The organism is Micromonospora sp. NPDC050980 (assembly GCF_040653835.1).
Classification (GTDB): domain Bacteria; phylum Actinomycetota; class Actinomycetes; order Mycobacteriales; family Micromonosporaceae; genus Micromonospora.
Genome location: NZ_JBFAGS010000033.1, coordinates 21,213 through 38,238, shown reverse-complemented (window position 1 = coordinate 38,238; position 17,026 = coordinate 21,213). Strand labels below are relative to the sequence as shown.

Annotated in this window: 8 protein-coding genes and 1 pseudogene; 3 read left to right on the top strand and 6 right to left on the bottom strand. The window is 71.0% G+C overall.

Going from position 1 to position 17,026, the window contains the following annotated elements:
* Positions 1 to 94 precede the first annotated feature (94 nt).
* The 5 genes and pseudogenes from AB0H28_RS28120 to AB0H28_RS28100 form a co-directional block, all read right to left on the bottom strand.
* Positions 95 to 340: pseudogene (locus tag AB0H28_RS28120) on the bottom strand (site-2 protease family protein); the annotation flags it as partial.
* Positions 337 to 537, bottom strand: coding sequence for a hypothetical protein (locus AB0H28_RS28115; protein ID WP_358046477.1), 201 nt, complete (start codon positions 535 to 537; stop codon positions 337 to 339). The gene AB0H28_RS28115 and the pseudogene AB0H28_RS28120, both read right to left, overlap by 4 nt.
* Before the next feature lie 206 nt (positions 538 to 743).
* Positions 744 to 1,166 (bottom strand): hypothetical protein, encoded by a 423-nt coding sequence (locus AB0H28_RS28110; RefSeq protein WP_358046474.1) that lies wholly within the window; start codon positions 1,164 to 1,166, stop codon positions 744 to 746.
* A gap of 12 nt (positions 1,167 to 1,178) precedes the next feature.
* Positions 1,179 to 7,904 (bottom strand): RHS repeat-associated core domain-containing protein, encoded by a 6,726-nt coding sequence (locus AB0H28_RS28105; protein ID WP_358046471.1) that lies wholly within the window; start codon positions 7,902 to 7,904, stop codon positions 1,179 to 1,181.
* Positions 7,905 to 8,034: 130 nt separating this feature from the next.
* Positions 8,035 to 11,235 (bottom strand): DNRLRE domain-containing protein, encoded by a 3,201-nt coding sequence (locus tag AB0H28_RS28100; protein ID WP_358046468.1) that lies wholly within the window; start codon positions 11,233 to 11,235, stop codon positions 8,035 to 8,037.
* Between the two features lie 414 nt (positions 11,236 to 11,649).
* On the opposite strand from AB0H28_RS28100, the gene AB0H28_RS28095 reads away from it, so the two are divergent.
* The 3 genes from AB0H28_RS28095 (at position 11,650) to AB0H28_RS28085 (ending at position 15,758) form a co-directional block, all read left to right on the top strand.
* Complete coding sequence (locus AB0H28_RS28095; protein WP_358046465.1) at positions 11,650 to 13,641, top strand: bifunctional adenosylcobinamide kinase/adenosylcobinamide-phosphate guanylyltransferase; 1,992 nt, start codon at positions 11,650 to 11,652, stop codon at positions 13,639 to 13,641.
* Positions 13,631 to 14,404 (top strand): adenosylcobinamide-GDP ribazoletransferase, encoded by a 774-nt coding sequence (locus AB0H28_RS28090; protein WP_358046462.1) that lies wholly within the window; start codon positions 13,631 to 13,633, stop codon positions 14,402 to 14,404. The genes AB0H28_RS28095 and AB0H28_RS28090 overlap by 11 nt, the downstream gene beginning before the upstream one ends.
* A gap of 61 nt (positions 14,405 to 14,465) precedes the next feature.
* Positions 14,466 to 15,758 (top strand): DUF2314 domain-containing protein, encoded by a 1,293-nt coding sequence (locus tag AB0H28_RS28085; RefSeq protein WP_358046459.1) that lies wholly within the window; start codon positions 14,466 to 14,468, stop codon positions 15,756 to 15,758.
* Positions 15,759 to 15,839: 81 nt separating this feature from the next.
* Here the strand turns inward: AB0H28_RS28085 and gcvT are convergent, their stop codons facing one another.
* Complete coding sequence (gene gcvT, locus AB0H28_RS28080) at positions 15,840 to 16,964, bottom strand: glycine cleavage system aminomethyltransferase GcvT (RefSeq protein ID WP_358046457.1); 1,125 nt, start codon at positions 16,962 to 16,964, stop codon at positions 15,840 to 15,842.
* Positions 16,965 to 17,026: the final 62 nt, after the last annotated feature.

Below are 17,026 nucleotides of genomic sequence, written 5' to 3'. Positions count from 1 at the left end.
CCGCCGAACACGAGGCCCTACACGCGATGACCCACCCGGTCACCGCACCCCTGAAAACCAGCTAACCAACTCTCCACCAAACCCGGGGCTTGACAACGTCCCGGTCGCCGGCCCGGTACGCGACCACGGCGTGCGCGTACTCGTGCAGGCAGAGCGAGACCAGCCAGCCGGCGACCACGAAGAGGAAGATGTCGAACCGGACGTTGCCGAACCGGTTCCAGGTCATCGCGCCGCCGGCCACGAAGAGCGCGACCAGGAGCAGGAAGATCGGACTCGGCCGGAACGCCGCCCGGGGCACGCCGAGGACCAGCGGGTCACCCGGGCGGTCGTAGCCGGTCATTCGGCCGAGGGCTCCAGGCTCATCCGGTAGTCGACCCGGTCGTCCTCGACCAGCACGACGGTGGTGACGCCGGACGTCGCGAGCTCCCGCCAGGCCTGGCCGATCCACGACTCGGCGTCCGCCTGACTCGGGAACGACTCACCCGGGCCGTCGACCGGGTCGCCGTTCGCGCCCTCGTACCGCCAGCTCCACGCCATGCCGCGTCTCCCCTCGCCGTCGTTCGTGACAATGGCAACGGCGGCAAGACTAACCCGCGAGCTGCCGACGGTTGCCGACCCACCACCGATCTGGCCGCTCGGCAGCGCCAGCCAAGCCGTTCATCGACCAGAGAAGCGGCCGGTCCACCGATCATCCGCCCATCTTCTCCAGAGCAGCGATACGCCCCTCAGTCGTCATCGGGCAATCAGCTGGCCCCCTCAAGCCTCTGCACGGCACTCTCCATCTCATGCCATTGGTACCCCGTGCGCAAGAACAGTTCGCGGTGGCTGAGGCTCGACATCACCAACTCCGTCAGCAGAGGCCAGCGACTGGCCCAGACGGCAGGAAGGCCTATCCGAACCACGTCTGCAGGATCGCTCTCATGAGGCATTGTTGCCGCACTTGCGACGTCGCGCTCACCTTCAGGGGAGGGATCCTGGAATTCGATTCGCACCTTGGCGGCACGGTCCACCTCATCGTGAGCCGATCTCAGTGCGACAATCAGCCATTCGAGATCATCGGGCGTTATTCCCAGCTTACGCAGACGCAGCTCGTCGAAATTCGTCGCTTGGTACGTAACTTGAAAAGCTATCTCGAACTGGCTATCGGTAAGCACGATCGATCGCATAAGATCCGCCCGTCACTTCAGGATGTTATCGAACCAGTCTTCCCCGCCTCTGGGAGTGAAGACCGTTCCGGCATCGCCGTCCTCGATAACAACAGCTCGCTTGTCGGGATCCCAGTAACCAACTCGTCCATTGCGGAGGTAACGAGTCCGCACATTCGGCACATTACCATTGATCACGCCGTCGACATAGTGGCCGAGAGCCTTCGGGTCAACACCCCTGACGAAGTGGGTTCCGTCACCGTTGGGACGCAGCGCTTCACCGTTCGCGTGATTGGCAATATTCCGAGATACGTCATCCAACCCATCGCCGCAGGTGTTGTGCACCAGCACCGGCGTGGTGCCGGCTATCACATAGTACGTATGCGGACCGTTGACGGTCAGGTTGTACGCCAGCCCGACGTGCTTCGACGAATCGAGCGAACCGACCGAGAGCAGGCGCCGAGTTGTCGTGCTCAACCTGGCATCCCGCGGCAAAGCATCCGCGCGTTGCCACAGGCCGCTCCTGGCGTTCCAGAAAGGATGGTCCCCGGTAGTAGTGACGATGTGCCCGTCGACCTCAAGGTCCTGCAGTGCGTCCTCGTGGATCCAGATGTGAGTGACCACTTCCGGGCCGGTCCGGCCCGTCTGCGGGTCGGTGGCGAGGACCTTGTCTCCCACCCTGATGTCGCTCAGCGGTTTGGCAGTGCCGTCCGCCATGAGGACCTTCGTATCGGGAGTGAAGCTGCACAGCACCTTCCCGCCGTCGAGCAATGCCTCGCCGACCTTGCCTGCCCCCTTCAGCTTCCCGATCGGGATCAGGCCGATGACCGTCCAGGCGCATCCCGAGGCGCTGCCGTGGGCACAGTCGACGGCGTCGTTGACACCTGTCAGCTCACCGAGCAGGTTCCCGACATCCGACCACAGTTCGTCGATGATTCCCTGGCAGACATCCGGGTAGTTGTAACACAGGACGTCCGTGCGGGCCCGCTCCAACTCGACCGCGGTCAGACTGGAAACATGCTTTCCGTAGACGACTTGGGTCCACACCGGAAGAGCCATGTTGCCCTTGGCGGGCACCTTCCGGCCGTCCGGCATCTTGTCGGTCCACGTGTCCGGGTCGAAGGGGTCCTCGTCTCCGCCGCCGCCCGAGTTGCCAGTGCACCTCGCCGGCCAGCACCGGCTCTTCTTCTTCTGCTCCTGGTTGCCCTGCTCGTTCCCGGGTTGGTAGTCCGGACAGCCGCCCTTGATCACCGCACAGTCCGCGTCGATCAGCCCGCTGGGATCGCTTCGGGTGGCGGGATTGTGATGCGAGTAGGCGTAACCGTGCCACTGCTGGGGATCGACCATGTCCATGATCGGGTCGAGCGAGATGAAGCTGCCGAGCGCGGAGTCGTATTCGCGTGCCCCCAGGTGGGTGAGGCCGGTGTTGTCCTCGGTGCCGCCAACGAAGCCCTTGTCCATGACGGTGGGCCAGCCGCTGGGTGACGTGCCCCGGTCGGCGCCGAACGGCAGGCTGCGACGCCGGGCCACGGTCAGGTCGCTGTTGCGGATGGTCGCCTCGGCGGTGCCGTGATGATCCGAGACGATCCAGTCCAGCCTGCCGGTGGAGTCCCGCACGGCGACCGCCCCGGCGACGTGGGCGTAGTACCGGGTGCCGGCAGCCGCGGCGCTGGTGGGCTTGCGGACCTCGGTGCCACCCGGCAGATAGAGGGTGGCGCCGGTGGGATCACGCCGGACGAGGCGGTTGCCGTCGGCGTCGTACACGTAACTGGTGCTGCCGCTGTTGTCCGCGACCGAGAAGAGGCGGCCCTCGTGGTCCCAGGTCAGGTTCTGCGGACCGCTCGGCCCCGGTCGGGTCTTGGTGTTGCCGGTCTCGTCGTAGGTGTAGTTCTCGGTCTTGGTGACCGTACCGGTCGTCTCGACCATCTCCACCGCGTGCGGGTGGGAGCCGGTCCCCTGCCCCTGCGGCAGGTAGCTGTAGGTGCGGGTCCTCTGCCCGCCCTCGTAGGAGGTCTCGGTGCGGCGGTTGTCCGTGCCGGCCGTGTACGTGTACGCGTGCCAGTACGGCGCCGGGCCGCCGAGTGCGGCCGCGCTGCGAGCGCCGCCACAGTCGCCGCTGCTGGGCGTCCAGGCGTCGGTCAACCGGCTGAGGTAGTCGTATGAGTAGCACTGGGTCTCGGCCGCGCCGTTGGCCGGGGTGTCGGTGATCTTGTCGACGTTGCCGGATGGGTCCTGGTGGTAGGTGAAGTTGAAGACCTCGGGCTTGAGCTCGGGAATGGCGTTGCTGTTCGTGAGGCGGCCGGTGTTCTGGTCGTTGGTGTTGGTGACCCAGGTGCGTTTGCCGGTGGCGCCGAGGATCGTCTGCAGGACGGTGCCCAGCTTGGTGTAGCTGGTTTGGTTGACGTAGATCTGCGCGGCGGAGAGCTGGCCGTTGGGCAGGCCGACGTCGTTGTACGTATAGATCAACTTCTCGCTGGCCAGGCCGCCGGCGGCAGGAAGGGTGGCGGTGGCGACCTGGCCGTCGGGGCGGTACGTGGTGGTGTAGTCGTACGAGCAGGGGGTCAGCGTGTTCGAGGCGCAGAGCCCACCCTCCGTGGCCGGGACGCTGATCCGGGTGTCCTTGGGCCGGCCGCTGGTGTCATAGGCGACCACCTCGTTGACGTAGGCGTTGGTCGAGCCGGCCGGCTCGTAGCGCACCGACTTGGTCAGCTTGCCGATGCCGTACGGCAGCGTGTCGTAGCTCCACTCGGCGCGTAGCTTGCCGGTGGTGGACTCCTCCCGGACGGCCTTTTTCCGGCCCAGCACGTCGTAGGCGTAGACGAGCGTCTTCTGTCGCGCGTCCTTGCTGGTGAGCAGCTCACCGGCAAGGTTGTAGGTGTAACTGGTGGAGCCGCGGTCCGGATCGTCGTCGGACGCCTTGCGACCACGCTGGTCGTAGCTGTAGCGCCAGGTGTTCCCCACCGGGTCGGTGACGCCGGCCAGCTCGCCACGGTCGGTGTAGCCGTAGCGGTACTCGTCGAACGTCGAGGTATTGTCGCTGCCGACCTGGGCGCGGTCCTTGTACTGCCGCAGGGCGACGGTCTGCCCTCTGCCGTCGACGATCCTGGTGCTCGCGACGCCGCCGAGGGGCGGCAAGACACTTGTGCGCTCGCCAGCGTAGGTGGTCGTGGTGCGCCACTTCTCGTTCTGCGTGGTGTCCACGCCGACCTTGAAGATGGCGTCGGTGAGCCGGCCCGCCCCGTCGTAGACGTTCTCGGTCAAGGCCGGCACGGCGGGCGTGCCGACGCTGCCCACCAGGGTCTTGTTCGGGGCCGTGTTGGTGGTGTCGTAGTAGGGCTGGGAGGTCCAGTCGAGCAGGCCGCGCGAGTCGTAGACCGTGTCGGTCAGCACCCGGCCGCCGCCGGGCGCCTGGGTCTGGATCTGCCGGGCCCGCAGCAGGCCGTCGTAGAGGGTGATGGTGGTGTGGTAGGACGCCGTGGTGGACGGAAGCAGAGTCTTCGCCGTCACCGCGCTGGGCGCGGTGTTGCGCACGTCGTAGAAGTACTCCTTGTCCGGCGTCGTGAGGTGGCTGCTCTTCAGCCGCCCCGGCAGCCACACCTGTCGGAGCCGACCCAGACCGTCGTAGGTCAGATCGCTGCGCAGTCCGTTGGGGTCCTCCAACGCCGTCGGCAGGTGCCACGCGGGGGCGTAGGTGGCGGTGCTGGACTGCGACAGCGGGTTGGTGATCTTGACGGAGGTGACCGGTCCACCGCTGGCCGGGGTGTAGTCGGTCTTGGTGAGGCGCCCGAGCGCGTCGTAGCTCTCCTTCACCCGACCGATCGGGTCGTGCTTGGTACGACCGACGGTCGCCCAGTTCGGGGCGGCGCCGGTCCAGGAGTCGATCTCCTCGACCTTGGCGACGTTGCCGTAGACGGGCAGGTAGGTGTTCCAGTCGTTGGTGTCGCTGTCGTAGGTGGTGCGGGTGGACGACAGCATGTCGGCGGGCAGCGTGGGCGTGGCCGCGCAGTTGACGCCGACGGTCTCGGTCTTCTTGGCCAGGTCGAGGATCCAGGCGGTGCCGTTGCGGGCGTACCAGGTGCGGGTGCAGCGGTCGTCGGCGGCAGTGGACTCGTCACCCAGATCGTCGACACTGGTGGGCAGGTTGTCGCTGTTGTAGGTGGTGACGGTCTTCGTCCAGCGGGTCGACCCGTCGGCCAACTTCATCCGGCTGCGCACCGTGCCGGTGGCCGCCATGAAGGACTTCAGGTTCCCGGAGCTGGCGGTCGGTCCTTGCTTGACCGGTGTGCTGATGGTGCTGGCGAGCCAACTGCCCCCGGCACCGAGCAGCGTGGTCTCCTCCCGCACCATGCCGGCGTACGGGTCCTCGTCGATGACCTTGGTGTTCTGGGAGTCGGTGATGTCGACACTGCGCGTGCCCGAGGGCTGCTTGTCGCCGTCCATGCCACGGAAGTAGAGGTATTCGGTCGCGGACTGCACCCCGGATTCCAGGCCCTTGCGGACGCGGACCTTGCCGTAGCCGCGGAACTCACCCCAGGTGCGCTTCTTCGGCTCGGTCAGCTCCGAGTCGTCGTAGTGCCAGGCGGGCTGGTCCAGGTAGTCGTAGTTGGTCTGCTCGTGGGTGAACCCACCGGTGTTGTCGTAGACGTCGACGCGGTCGACCCGATATTTGTGGAACCAGTCGAGGGTGGGCTCCTCACCCTTCGGCCCGTAGTACGCCGGGTAGCAGCGCTTGGTGTTGGCGTGGACCAACGGGGTGCTGCCGCGCGTGCATTCCTTCGGTGAGTAGGTCACCGAGATCTGCGCGCCGGACTCCGTGGTGATCGTCTGGATCCGGTAGCGGAAGAGGTCGGAACGACCGTCGGCCATCCCGTCGACCCGGTTCGCCAGGGCCTCCGCGCCCGGGTCGAACACGACCTCCGGGTCGCTCACCTCGGTGCCGCCGGCGGACGTCACCTTACCCGTGCGGGTGATCCCGGCCAGCCACATCGGCTTGCCCTCGTTGTCACCCGACTGGAGGTAGGAGTGGCGCAGCGTCCACCACTCCACCTCGTCGTACGTGCCTCCCGAACCCGAGTACACCTGCGTGCGCACCCGCGACAGCCGCTTCGCCGTCCAGAACGTCGGCGACAACTGGTCGGTGCACGGCGTGGCCTTGCAGTACTGGTCCCACGGTGTGTCCAGCCAGGACGCCTTGACCGGATCGGCTCCCGACCAGCAGTTGCTCGCGCACCGGTCGGCGACGTCGAACAGGATCCGCGCCGCCGCGTACGTCGTCGACGGGGCATCCGAGCGGCTTCCGTACTCGATCTTCGACAGCCATCCCCCGCGGTCGTACGTGGTCCGCTTGTCCTTGTTCCCCTCACGCCCGTAGGCGCCCTCCTCCTTCCCGTAGTAGTAGGTGAGGGTGTTGCCCTGCGGGTCGACGACGTAGTCCAGGTTCCAACGCCACGCCTGGGTGGTGCGCGACGCCGCGTAGTTGCCCGCCACGTAACCCGGCTCGTCCGGGTGGTTGCCGTACACCGGCGCGGTCCACACCGAATTGGTGGCGGTCGCCGCCGACGCGCCGCCGACGCCGTGGTTGCGGCCGAAGAAGTACTGCGTGCCGTCGGTCTTGGTGACCTTCCAGTACTCGTTGTCGTTGTCGCCGTTGGCGAACGACGAGTCCTTCTTCAGCTCGATCTTCGATCCGTCGTCCGCCTCGCCCTTCCACAGGCCACCGCTCGACGGCACCAGCTCGGTGGCCTGCCCGTTCAGCGAGATCGTGGCGTTACCCTCGGGCTTGTACCAGCACTGGTCGCCACTGTTGACGAGCTTGTTGTTCGGCTCGCCGCCACGGATCGCGGTCTTGTCGTCCGCGCACGACCGGAACTTGCGCTCCACGTAGCCGGGCCACATGTCCCAGCCGTCACCGATCCATGATCCCTGGGTGTTCGTGCCCCCGGACAAGCCGTCCACCGCGCCGGAGTTGTAGCTGAACCCCATCGACGGCTCCGGGCCGCCCATCGCGGGCGGCTTGTTCATCGGATACGACCAGGAGAAAGCGCCGGTCTGCTGGGAGACCTGCCAGGTACCGGCCGCCGACAGGCTGGTCGTGCCGTAGTCCCCGTTGTCCCCCGACGGGCCGGCGGTCACCGCGAAGGTCGTCGCCGCACCGGTGGCCGACAGGGGCACCGTTGCCGACACCCGGCTGTTGCGCAGGTCGTTGCGTCCGGGCAGCACAGCGCCGTCGGGCAGGGACACCACTCGCAGGCGGGACGCCCAGTCCCCGCCGTACGCGCCGGCAAAGCCGGAGTAGTCGACCTCCAGACGTACGTCGCCACCCGCGCGCAGCCCGTCCGACCGACCGACCTTGGCCACGAGCCCGGCCACACCCGCCCGCGCTGCCGCGACCCGGTCGGCGACCTCCACCGTCACCCTGCCCGGCGGTGCGACCGACGCCGAGCGATTGGCCCGCTCCTGCGTCCCGGCGGCGGTGACCCAGATCGGCAGCGTGCCGGCCCGCGCCCCGCCGTCACCGGCCCGGGCAGCGGCGGCCGAGAGGGCGTTGAGGTCGACCTCGGCGCGGCCGGCAGACGGCCAGCTCACCTTTCCGGCCCGCGCCTCCCGCCCAGCAGCCGTCCAGGCCGGCCGGGTCGCATGCTTGAGCTTCGTCACCGGAACCCCGGTGACGTCCCTGCCCTTCGGCGGCTGCCAGCCGGGACGGGCCCCAGCCGAGCCCGGCGCCTGCCACAGCAGGCCGGCGATCAGGACGGTGGCCATCGGCCCGGCGACGGCACGGCTACGCCGGGAGAATGATCGGAGAAAGTGACCGGAAAAAGGGCGCGCGACGTCGAGGGAACCCACGGTTCTCCTTCAGCGATAGGATCTTGGTTGCTCCGCGGGAAGTGAGTCAGGAAATGACGTGCTGGACGATCTCCGACTCGCTCCACACGTACTGGCTGGCATAGACGTGGTCCAGGTCGCCGGTCCAGGGCTCCGTCGGCGACGCGCTGTCCTGCCCGCGTCCCATCACGAACGACCCGGTGGCGGACCAGGCCCCGTCCACCGCCGTAGCGGTGACGAGCGTGCCACCGAGGTCGGGGGTGCCGTTGACGTAGAGCCGGATCTGCCCCGTCACATCGTCGTAGACCCCGACCAGGCTCACCCAGTCGTCGTCCACCACGTAGTCGGTCGTGCAGGCGGAGTCCTCACGTGCACCGGCAACGTCCGACCTCGCCAGTGAGAAGCACCAGACCGGGTCGTTGACGCCGTCGGCATCGAGGTCTCGGTCAGCGCGGTAACCCAGTCGGAACATCGAGGTCTCCGTCCCGTCCTGCGAGACGGCAGTCTGCACGCTGCCGCCCGTGCTGGACTTGCGGGCCCACGTGGCGACGGTGAAGCCGGCCGGACTGCTGGTGTCCAGGACGGGTGAAACCGTCGTGGCGCTACTCAGACCGTCGAGATTGACCGCTCCGGCACCCACACGTCCCGGACTCGTCCACGTCGCGCCGGGACTCAACGTGGCCGTTCGGCCCTCCGGCAGCGATGCCGCCGTCGTACCCGTCCCCTCGTCGAGGGCCCAGTGCCACGAACCGGTGCTCGGCATGACCAGGAACTGGAAGACACGTGGGTCTGACGTTACCCCGGCCGCGTTGCGGGCCTGCACCGAGAGCACATTGACTCCGTCACGGTCGGGGGTGATGCTGCGAACCAGACCGCCTTCCTCGATCACCGACAGGTCGTCGTAGTACACCGGCTTGTTCAACAGAACTCCGCCTTCTTTCATGGCGGTGCCGTTGTAAAGGCGGATCTCCGCGGCGGTCATGCCTGCCGGGAGCGTCGTGGAGAGGGTGAGTTGCTCCCAGACTCCCGTCTTGGATGCCTGGTTCGACATCGCCATGTGCCAGCCGTCCTCGTCCTGGTAGCGCAGAACGATGCGGAAGGCGTAGGGAGACTTCGTCGCCTGCCTGGCCTCGGATGACACGTTCACCCAGCCGGAAAGGCTGTATCGCCTTCCAGGCTGCATACCCAGTTGCTTGCCCCGACTGTCCAGAAAATATGCATAGCTATCTATGGAAGTGTGGGTGGGTTGGACCAGCAACGAACCCGAGGCGTTGTGCCCCAGCGAAGACCCCAGCGGAAGGGCGTTGATGCCCCAGAAGCCGGTGGTGCCCGACGCCACGGTCTGCTGGTTGGTGCTCAGGATCTGGGTGCCGGCTGCGGGCCCGGCCGACAGCGTGACCGCGTTGCCGCCGTTGAGGGAGTAGACGTATTGGGTGATCTCGGTGGCACCGTTCGCACCGAAGATGAAGTCGCCGGCCTGCCCGGGCCCGCCGCTCCAGGTGCCGGTGGCCTTCTCCGGATAGCTGGTGCTGGACACGGTGGGCAGCGACGGGTCGGTGGTGTCGACGGTGAAGGTGAACCAGCCGGAGTATCCGCCGCAGGTGTAGGTGTCGCAGGCGCGGGCCCGCCAGTGGTAGGTGCCGTCGGGCAGACGCGCGCCGGACACCGGCACGATCCGCCACGGCTTGGCGGTACCGGACTTGACGCCGGTGACCGCGGTGCCCGACCTGGCCTTGATCGTGACCTTGGCGTTGTCGTACACCTCGTACTCGGCGCGCAGCGTCCCGCCGTCAGGGTCGGCGACCTTCGCGCTGATCGTCGGCGTACCGGAACGCACGATCGCCGGTGACCCGCACGCGGTGTAGCAGGAGTCGATGGTCTGTGTCGTCGGCGCGGCCGGGGTGCGGTTGTACACCAGCGTCACGTACGGGCGCCCGGAGGAGGCGTTGGCCGACCGGAACCGCTTCCACCCGTTGTGGTTGCTCTCCGAATCCGCACGGAGGCCGACGGTCGCGGTCGACGCCCCGGCGCTCACCGCCGTCTGGAACGTCTTCTTCACCGACACCGATACCCAGCCGGCGCCGCATCCCCCATAGCCCTTGGTGCCGGTCGACGAGCCGTCCTGCTCGATCCAGCTCGGCTGGTTCGTCCACCGCGTCGCCGTCGACACCGCGCCCGTGCGCCACGACTCCCACCTGGCCGCCGTGCACGACCAGGAGTGGTAGTTCCAGAGGAACAACTCCGCCGACACCACCGTCGCGCCGCTGTAGCCGCCCAGACCACCGAAGCTGAGAAACGATCGAGCGGTGCAGCCGGAGCCGCATCCCGCGTCGGCGTCGTCGTTCCACCCGAGCTTCAGGTCCTCGTCCCCGGACTGGTCGGAGCTGTAGGTGTTCTGCACGAACGCGTCGAACGACGGATTCAGGTTGACCGACGGATCGATCGTGATCGGATAGCGGGCGGTCGGATCGGCAAGCATCTTCGCGTCCGGGGTCAGCACCAGTTCCGCCGCGTCGCCCGCACCCCGCACCTGCACGCCGACCGGCGCCACTCGCGCGTGCTCACCGGCACGGGGTGACACCGACGCGTCCCACATCTGCGCGGACGACACGACCACTTTCGCGCCGGACTCCGCGGCGTACCGGAGGGTCGTTCCCGGGGCCGCCGCCGTCCGCGACATCCCGCCGGTGCGCCAGGGCATCGACACCGACGTCAGACCAGCCGCCGCCTGCGGCGTCCGCACCTCGAGGAAATACTGGAAGCCCGCCGGCTGAACCTCCACGATCAGATCGACGTCCGGACGGACCTGCCGATACGTCGCCCGGTTTCCCGACAACACCGGCTCCGGCAACGCACCGCGCCAGCCCAGTGCGACGGCGTCGGCACCACGCCCCAACGACACGAGTCGGTCGGAGCCGGCCGAGCGCGCGCCGGAGAGCACCACCCCACGCGCGTGCACCCGCGGCGCCACCGACCCGTCCGAGCGGCGCTCCAACGACAGGTCGATCTCGCGCCACCCGCTGCCGTCCCGCACCCGCTCCGGGGCCAGCGACACCTCGGAGCGGAACGTTCCGTCCGGCTGTGCCCACGTCCGAGACGACTCCGACGTCCGGCCCGACACCAGCACCGGCCGCCGGGTCCGATACGCCAACGCCGCCGCCGACGCCTCGTCGGGCGCCACGTCGCCGGCCGTCCGCTGCGCCGCCACTCGGTCCGCCGCCGTCGGCGTCGCGGGCGCCGCCCCTGCCGGCGCGGGCGTACCGCTCACCGCCACCAGTGCGCACAGGGCGGCAAGCCACCCTCGCTGCCGCCGAAGCGCAGCACCGACCCCACCGACCACGATCGCCCCCGTAGCTCATCGAATCAGGATGAGCGCACGCTACGGACCACTACTCGGCCCTGTAAATCCCCGTTACAACTTGCAAGGACAGAACGGACGCAGGTCCGTCCAATCGGGCGCCATGATCACTAAGCGTTGATGGTTACCGGCCGATGGCGGGGGCTTCACCCGTGGCGCTCAGCAGGGGCTCCGGCCGACCGGCGGCCCGCCGCCCGCCCTCCGCGATCTTGCACTTTCCGCCCTGACGGACCGGTCATGTCCGGCATCCCGGGGGCCGCACCGGCAAGATCGGCGCAGGGGTGGGGTCGGGTGGGACGGGAGCCGGAGAACTAAGGTACGGGCATGTCCGTTGACGGGTGGCACACCCTCCTGGTGCTCGGCGGTATCCGCTCCGGCAAGTCCGGGTTCGCCGAGTCCCTGGTCGCCGACGCGCCCATGGTCCGCTACGTGGCCACCGCACCCGCCGGGGAGCCGGACGACACCGAGTGGGCGGCCCGCCTCGCGGCCCACCGGGCCCGCCGGCCGGGGAGCTGGACGACCGAGGAGACGGCGGCGGATCCGGGCCGGCTGGCCGAGGTGATCGCCGCCGCCGGCCCGAACGACACGCTGCTCGTGGACGATCTCGGCGGCTGGGTGACCGTGCTGCTCGACCCCGCCCACCAACCCGCCGACGACACCGCCACGATCGCCGAGCTGGCCGCCGCGGTGCGGGCCAGCGAGGCGCGGCTGGTGCTGGTCAGCCCCGAGGTCGGGCTGTCCCTGGTGCCCACCACGCCGCTCGGCCGGGCGTTCACCGACGCGCTCGGCGCGACCAACCGGGCGGTGGCCGACGCCTGCGACGCGGTCGCGCTGGTGGTGGCCGGGCAGACCGCCTGGCTCAAGCCCGCCGCCGACGCCCACGCCGCACCGGCCCAGCCGGGCCGGGCGACGCCGGCACACCGTCCGGTGCCGGACCCGGTCGCGTCGGCGCGGTCCGGGTCCGACCTGGCGGCACAGCCGGTCGAGGTCGCGGAGACTCCGCCGTGGGCCGGACACGACCGCCCGGCCGCGCGTCGGCCGGAGAGCGTCCCGCCGGACGCGCCGCTGCCCGAGGTGTTCACGCCGGCCGCGACGCCGCCGCCGGCCCCGCCCGCCGCCGGCACGGGCGGCGCCGGGGACTGGGCGGCACCCACCATGGCGTTGCCGATGATCGCTACCGGTCTGGTCATCCAGCCCGGCATGGAACTGCCGATGCCGGACGACTACACCGGCCCGCAGGCGGTCGACCGGCTCGCCACCCTCGACCTGCCCGGCGCCGGCCTGGGCGTGCTGGAGCAGGTGGTCGGCTTCGCCGCCGCCACCCAGGGCACCTCGACCCCGCGCCCGTGGGACACCGTCCGGGTGCTGCTGCTGCACGGCGACCACGCCGGCGGGGCGTCCGCCGGCGCGGTGCCCGGCGAGTCGGCCCGCCGCGCCCGGCAGGCCCGCGCCGGCCGGGGCGCGCTGGCCCGGCTGGCCGCCGAGAACGGCGCCAGCCTCCAGGTCGTCGAGGCGCCCGGCTCGGCGCCGTTCGAGGACGGGCCGGCGCTGGACGCCGACCAGGTCGAGTCGGCGCTGCGCTACGGCTGGCGGCTGGCCGAGCAGGCCGCCGACGCCGGCGTGCACCTGCTGGTGCTGGCGGCCTGCGGGGCCGGCGCCGAGGCAGCCGCCGCCGCGGTGCTGGCGGCCACCGCCGGCGCGGAGCCGCCGGCGGTGCTCGGCCGGGTGGTGACCGAGCAGGGCGAGATCGACGACAACGCCTGGATGGTCCGCTGTGCGGCCGTCCGGGACGCGCTGCACCGCACCCGGCGCTCCCCCCGCGAGGCCAAGGACGTCCTGGCCGAGCTGGGCGGCGGCGACATCGCGATGGCCACCGGCGTGCTGCTCGGCGCGACCGCCCGGCGGGTGCCGGTGCTGTTGGACGGCCCGGTCGGCACCGCCGCCGGCATGGTCAGCCGCGACCTGGCCGGGCAGGCCCGGCACTGGTGCCTGCTGCCGGACCACGGCGGCCGGCCCGGCGTGCGGCTCGCCGCCGACGTGCTCGGCCTGACTCCGCTGCTGGACCTCCGCCTCGACCTGGGCGAGGGGGCGACGGCGCTGGCCGCCCTGCCGCTGCTGCGCTCGGCGCTGGCGCTCGCCGCCGCCCTGCCGACGCACCCGGCGCTGGGCGGCGGCACGGAGGACGACGACGTCGCCGAGCCGCAGCCGGCCGCCCCGGCGGACGAGCCGGACTTCGCCGAGCCGGCGCCGGCCGGGCCGGGCCCGACCACCACCGGGTCCGACGAGCCGGTGTCGCCCGGCCGCCGTGCCGACTGAGCCCCGGCTCGCCGACGGCGTCCGGCTGGCGCTGACCACGTTCACCACCGCGCCGGTACGCGCCGGCCGGGTCGACCGGGCCACCGCCGGCACCGCGATGGCGCTGGCCCCGGCCGTCGGGGCGCTGCTCGGCGCGGTGCTCGGCGGGGCGCTGCTGGCGGCTGGGGCGCTCGCCCCGCCGCTGGTCGCCGCCGGGGTCACGGTCGGGTTGGGGGCGCTGCTCACCCGCGGCCTGCACCTCGACGGGCTGGCCGATACCGTGGACGCGCTCGGCTCCTACCGGCGGGGACCGGCCGCCCTGGAGATCATGAAGCAGCCGGACGTCGGACCGTTCGGGGTGGTCGCGCTGGTGGCCGTGCTCCTGCTCCAGACCGCGGTGCTCGCGGAGCTGGTCCAGCGGGCGGGGGTCGCGGCGCTCGCCACGGTGGTCGCGGCCACCGCCGCCGGGCGGCTGGCGGTCACGCTGGCCTGCCGCCGTGGGGTGCCGGCGGCCCGGCCGGACGGGCTGGGCGCGCTGGTGGCCGGCACCGTGGGGTGGGTACCGCTGGCGCTCGGCGCGCTCGCCGTGGCGCTGCTGGCCGCGCCCGCGGTGCCGGGCCGCCCGTGGCAGGGGCCGCTCGCCGTGCTCACCGCGCTCGCCGTCGCGGCCGGGCTCCTGCGGCACCTGGTACGCCGCTTCGGCGGCATCACCGGCGACGTCCTCGGGGCGCTGGTGGAGGCCGTCACCACGCTGTCCTACCTGGGACTGGTGCTGACCGGCTGATCGTCACCCGGTCGGGCGGGTAGCGTTCGGGTGGGTGCGCCGGCGCGGTCGAGGGGGACGGATGCTGATCACGGACGACTTCCTGCCGGTACCGGTGCCGGAGTCGCTCGACGCGACCTACCTGGTGCCGATCGAGGGGCTGCCCCGGGTCAGCCCGAAGACCGCGGTGGAGGGGCTGGCCGGCCGGCTGGCCGCCCCGGTGTTCGGGTTGGCCAGGCAGATGCTGGACAGCCCGCTGATGAGCGTGGACACCCGCACCGTCGACGAGTTCCCGGAGCTGCCGCCGGACCTGCTCGCCGCGTTCGGGGCGACCGAGGAGCAGCTCGCCCGGCTGGCCGCCGCCACCCACCTCGTGGTGGTGCAGGCCGAATACCGGCCGGGCTGGCCGCCGGCGCACGAGTGGGCGGCCCGGGCCGTCGCCGCGGCGGTCGCCGAGACGGTCGGCGGGGACGTGGTGGACGTGTTCGGGCTGCAGTTCCTCGACCCGGCGGCGGCGCTGCGTTCGCTCCCGGACGAGCACGGCCGGATCCGGCTGGTCGACTGGGTGCTGGTGCCCTACTCCTCGGACGCCGACGGGCTCTGGTTCACCACCAAGGGGCTGCGCCGGTTCGGGCTGCTGGAGTTGCAGGCCCAGGGCGTGCCGGACCATCTCACCCGGGCCTGGGGCGCGGTGATGACCGGGGCGGCCCGGCGGCTGCTGCGGGACTGGACCGACGGGCTGACCGGCGAGGAGGTGCCCGCGTTCGTGCAGCTTCCGGTGCTGGCCACGGTGACCGGGCACGACATCGCGGTCGCGTACGGCAATCCGGAGCAGCACGGCGCGACGGCGCCGGTGCTGCTGCACCTGGAGCTGGACCCGGCCACCGACCCGGACGCCGACTCGTTCCTCAGCCTGAACCCGCCGCCCGGGCATCCCGGGCCGCCCGGCCGCTACTTCGCCGCCGCCTGCGCGACGCTGTTCAACGGCATCCAGCCCGACGTCCGGTACACCCGCCCGGGTGACGCGATGAGCCGGGCGGTGGCGACCGCCCGGGCGGCGCTCGGCGACATCCGGGCCCGGTTCCTGGCCGGCCGGCTGCCGCAGGAGAGCCAGCTCGTGGTCAAGTACGGCCTGCCCGGCGACGAGGGCCCGGAGTACGTCTGGGCCGGCGTGACGTCGTGGGACGCCCCGGAGCGGATCGTCGGCGCGAGCGCCACCGACGCGAACAGCGACCCGAGCGTGCGAATCGGCTCGCCGGTCGTGGTGGAGGCGTCCGACGTGGTCGACTGGGCGATCCTGGACGGCACCGGCGTGCTGGAGGGCGGCTGGACCCAGGCCGTCCTCGACGCCGGCGAGCGCCTGCGCGAGGACTGACCGGTCGGCTCTGCCCGAGCGCCTGCGCGAGGGCTCACCTGGTCGGCTCCGCCCGAGCGCCTGCGCGAGGGCTCACCTGGCTCAGCGCACGGCGGGCTGGACGAAGGGTGGCCTGGTCAGGCGCATCCGGGCGCGGCGGCCACGGATGTCCACCTCCAGTTCCTCGCCGTCGGCCAGCTTCGGGTCGGTGTCGACCAGGGCGAGCGCGACCCCGTGCTTGAGCGTCGGGCTGAACGTGCCGCTGGTGACCACGCCGACCTGCCGGTCACCGGCGTGCACGGCCATGCCGGGGCGCGGGATGGCCCGGTCGACCGCGGTGAGACCGCGCAGCGTGCGGGACGGGCCGGCGGCCTTCTCGGCGCGCAGCGCGTCGCGGCCCCAGAAGGCCGGCTTGTCCCAGCCGACCGCCCAGCCGGAGCGGCCCTGCACCGGGGTGATGTCGAGGGAGAGGTCCTGCCCGTGCAGCGGGTATCCCATCTCGGTGCGCAGCGTGTCCCGCGCGGCCAGGCCGCAGGCGCGCACCTCGGGCCCGGCGGCGAAGATCGCGTCCCAGACGGCGAGCGCGTGCTCGGCCGGCACGACCAGCTCGTAGCCCAGCTCGCCGGTGTAGCCGGTGCGGCAGACGGTCAGCTCGACCCCGCCCAGGGAGGCGGTGGAGAAGCTCATGTAGTCGTGCCGGGTGGGCAGCCCGAGCGCGGCGAGCAGGTCGGCCGAGCCCGGCCCCTGGACCGCGAGCACCGCGTACGCCTCGTGCTCGTCGGCGACGTCCACGCCGGCCGGCGCGGCGGCGCGCAGCCGGCGGGCCACCTCGGCGGTGTTCGCCGCGTTGGGCACCAGGAAGACGTGGTCGTCGGCGTGCAGGTAGGCGATGATGTCGTCCACCACGCCGCCGCTGGCGTCGTCGCAGCAGAGCGTGTACTGGGCCTGGCCGGGCGCGATCCGGCCGAGGTCGTTGGTGAGGCAGGCGTTGACGAAGTCCGCCGCGCCGGCGCCGGTGACCCGGATCTTGCCCAGGTGCGAGACGTCGAAGACGCCCACCCGGGTACGCACGGCCGTGTGCTCCTTCAGCACGCCGCCGCCGGCGTACTCGAGCGGCATCTGCCAGCCGCCGAAGGGGGCGAGTTTCGCGCCGAGCGCGGTGTGTCGCTCGTGCAGCGGGGAGCGGCGCAGCCGGGTCTCGGCGGCGTCGGAGGTCACCTCGGTCATGGTGGCAACTTACCGGCCGGGACCGCTGTGGTTAGCATCGGCGGGATCCCGTCGACAGGCAT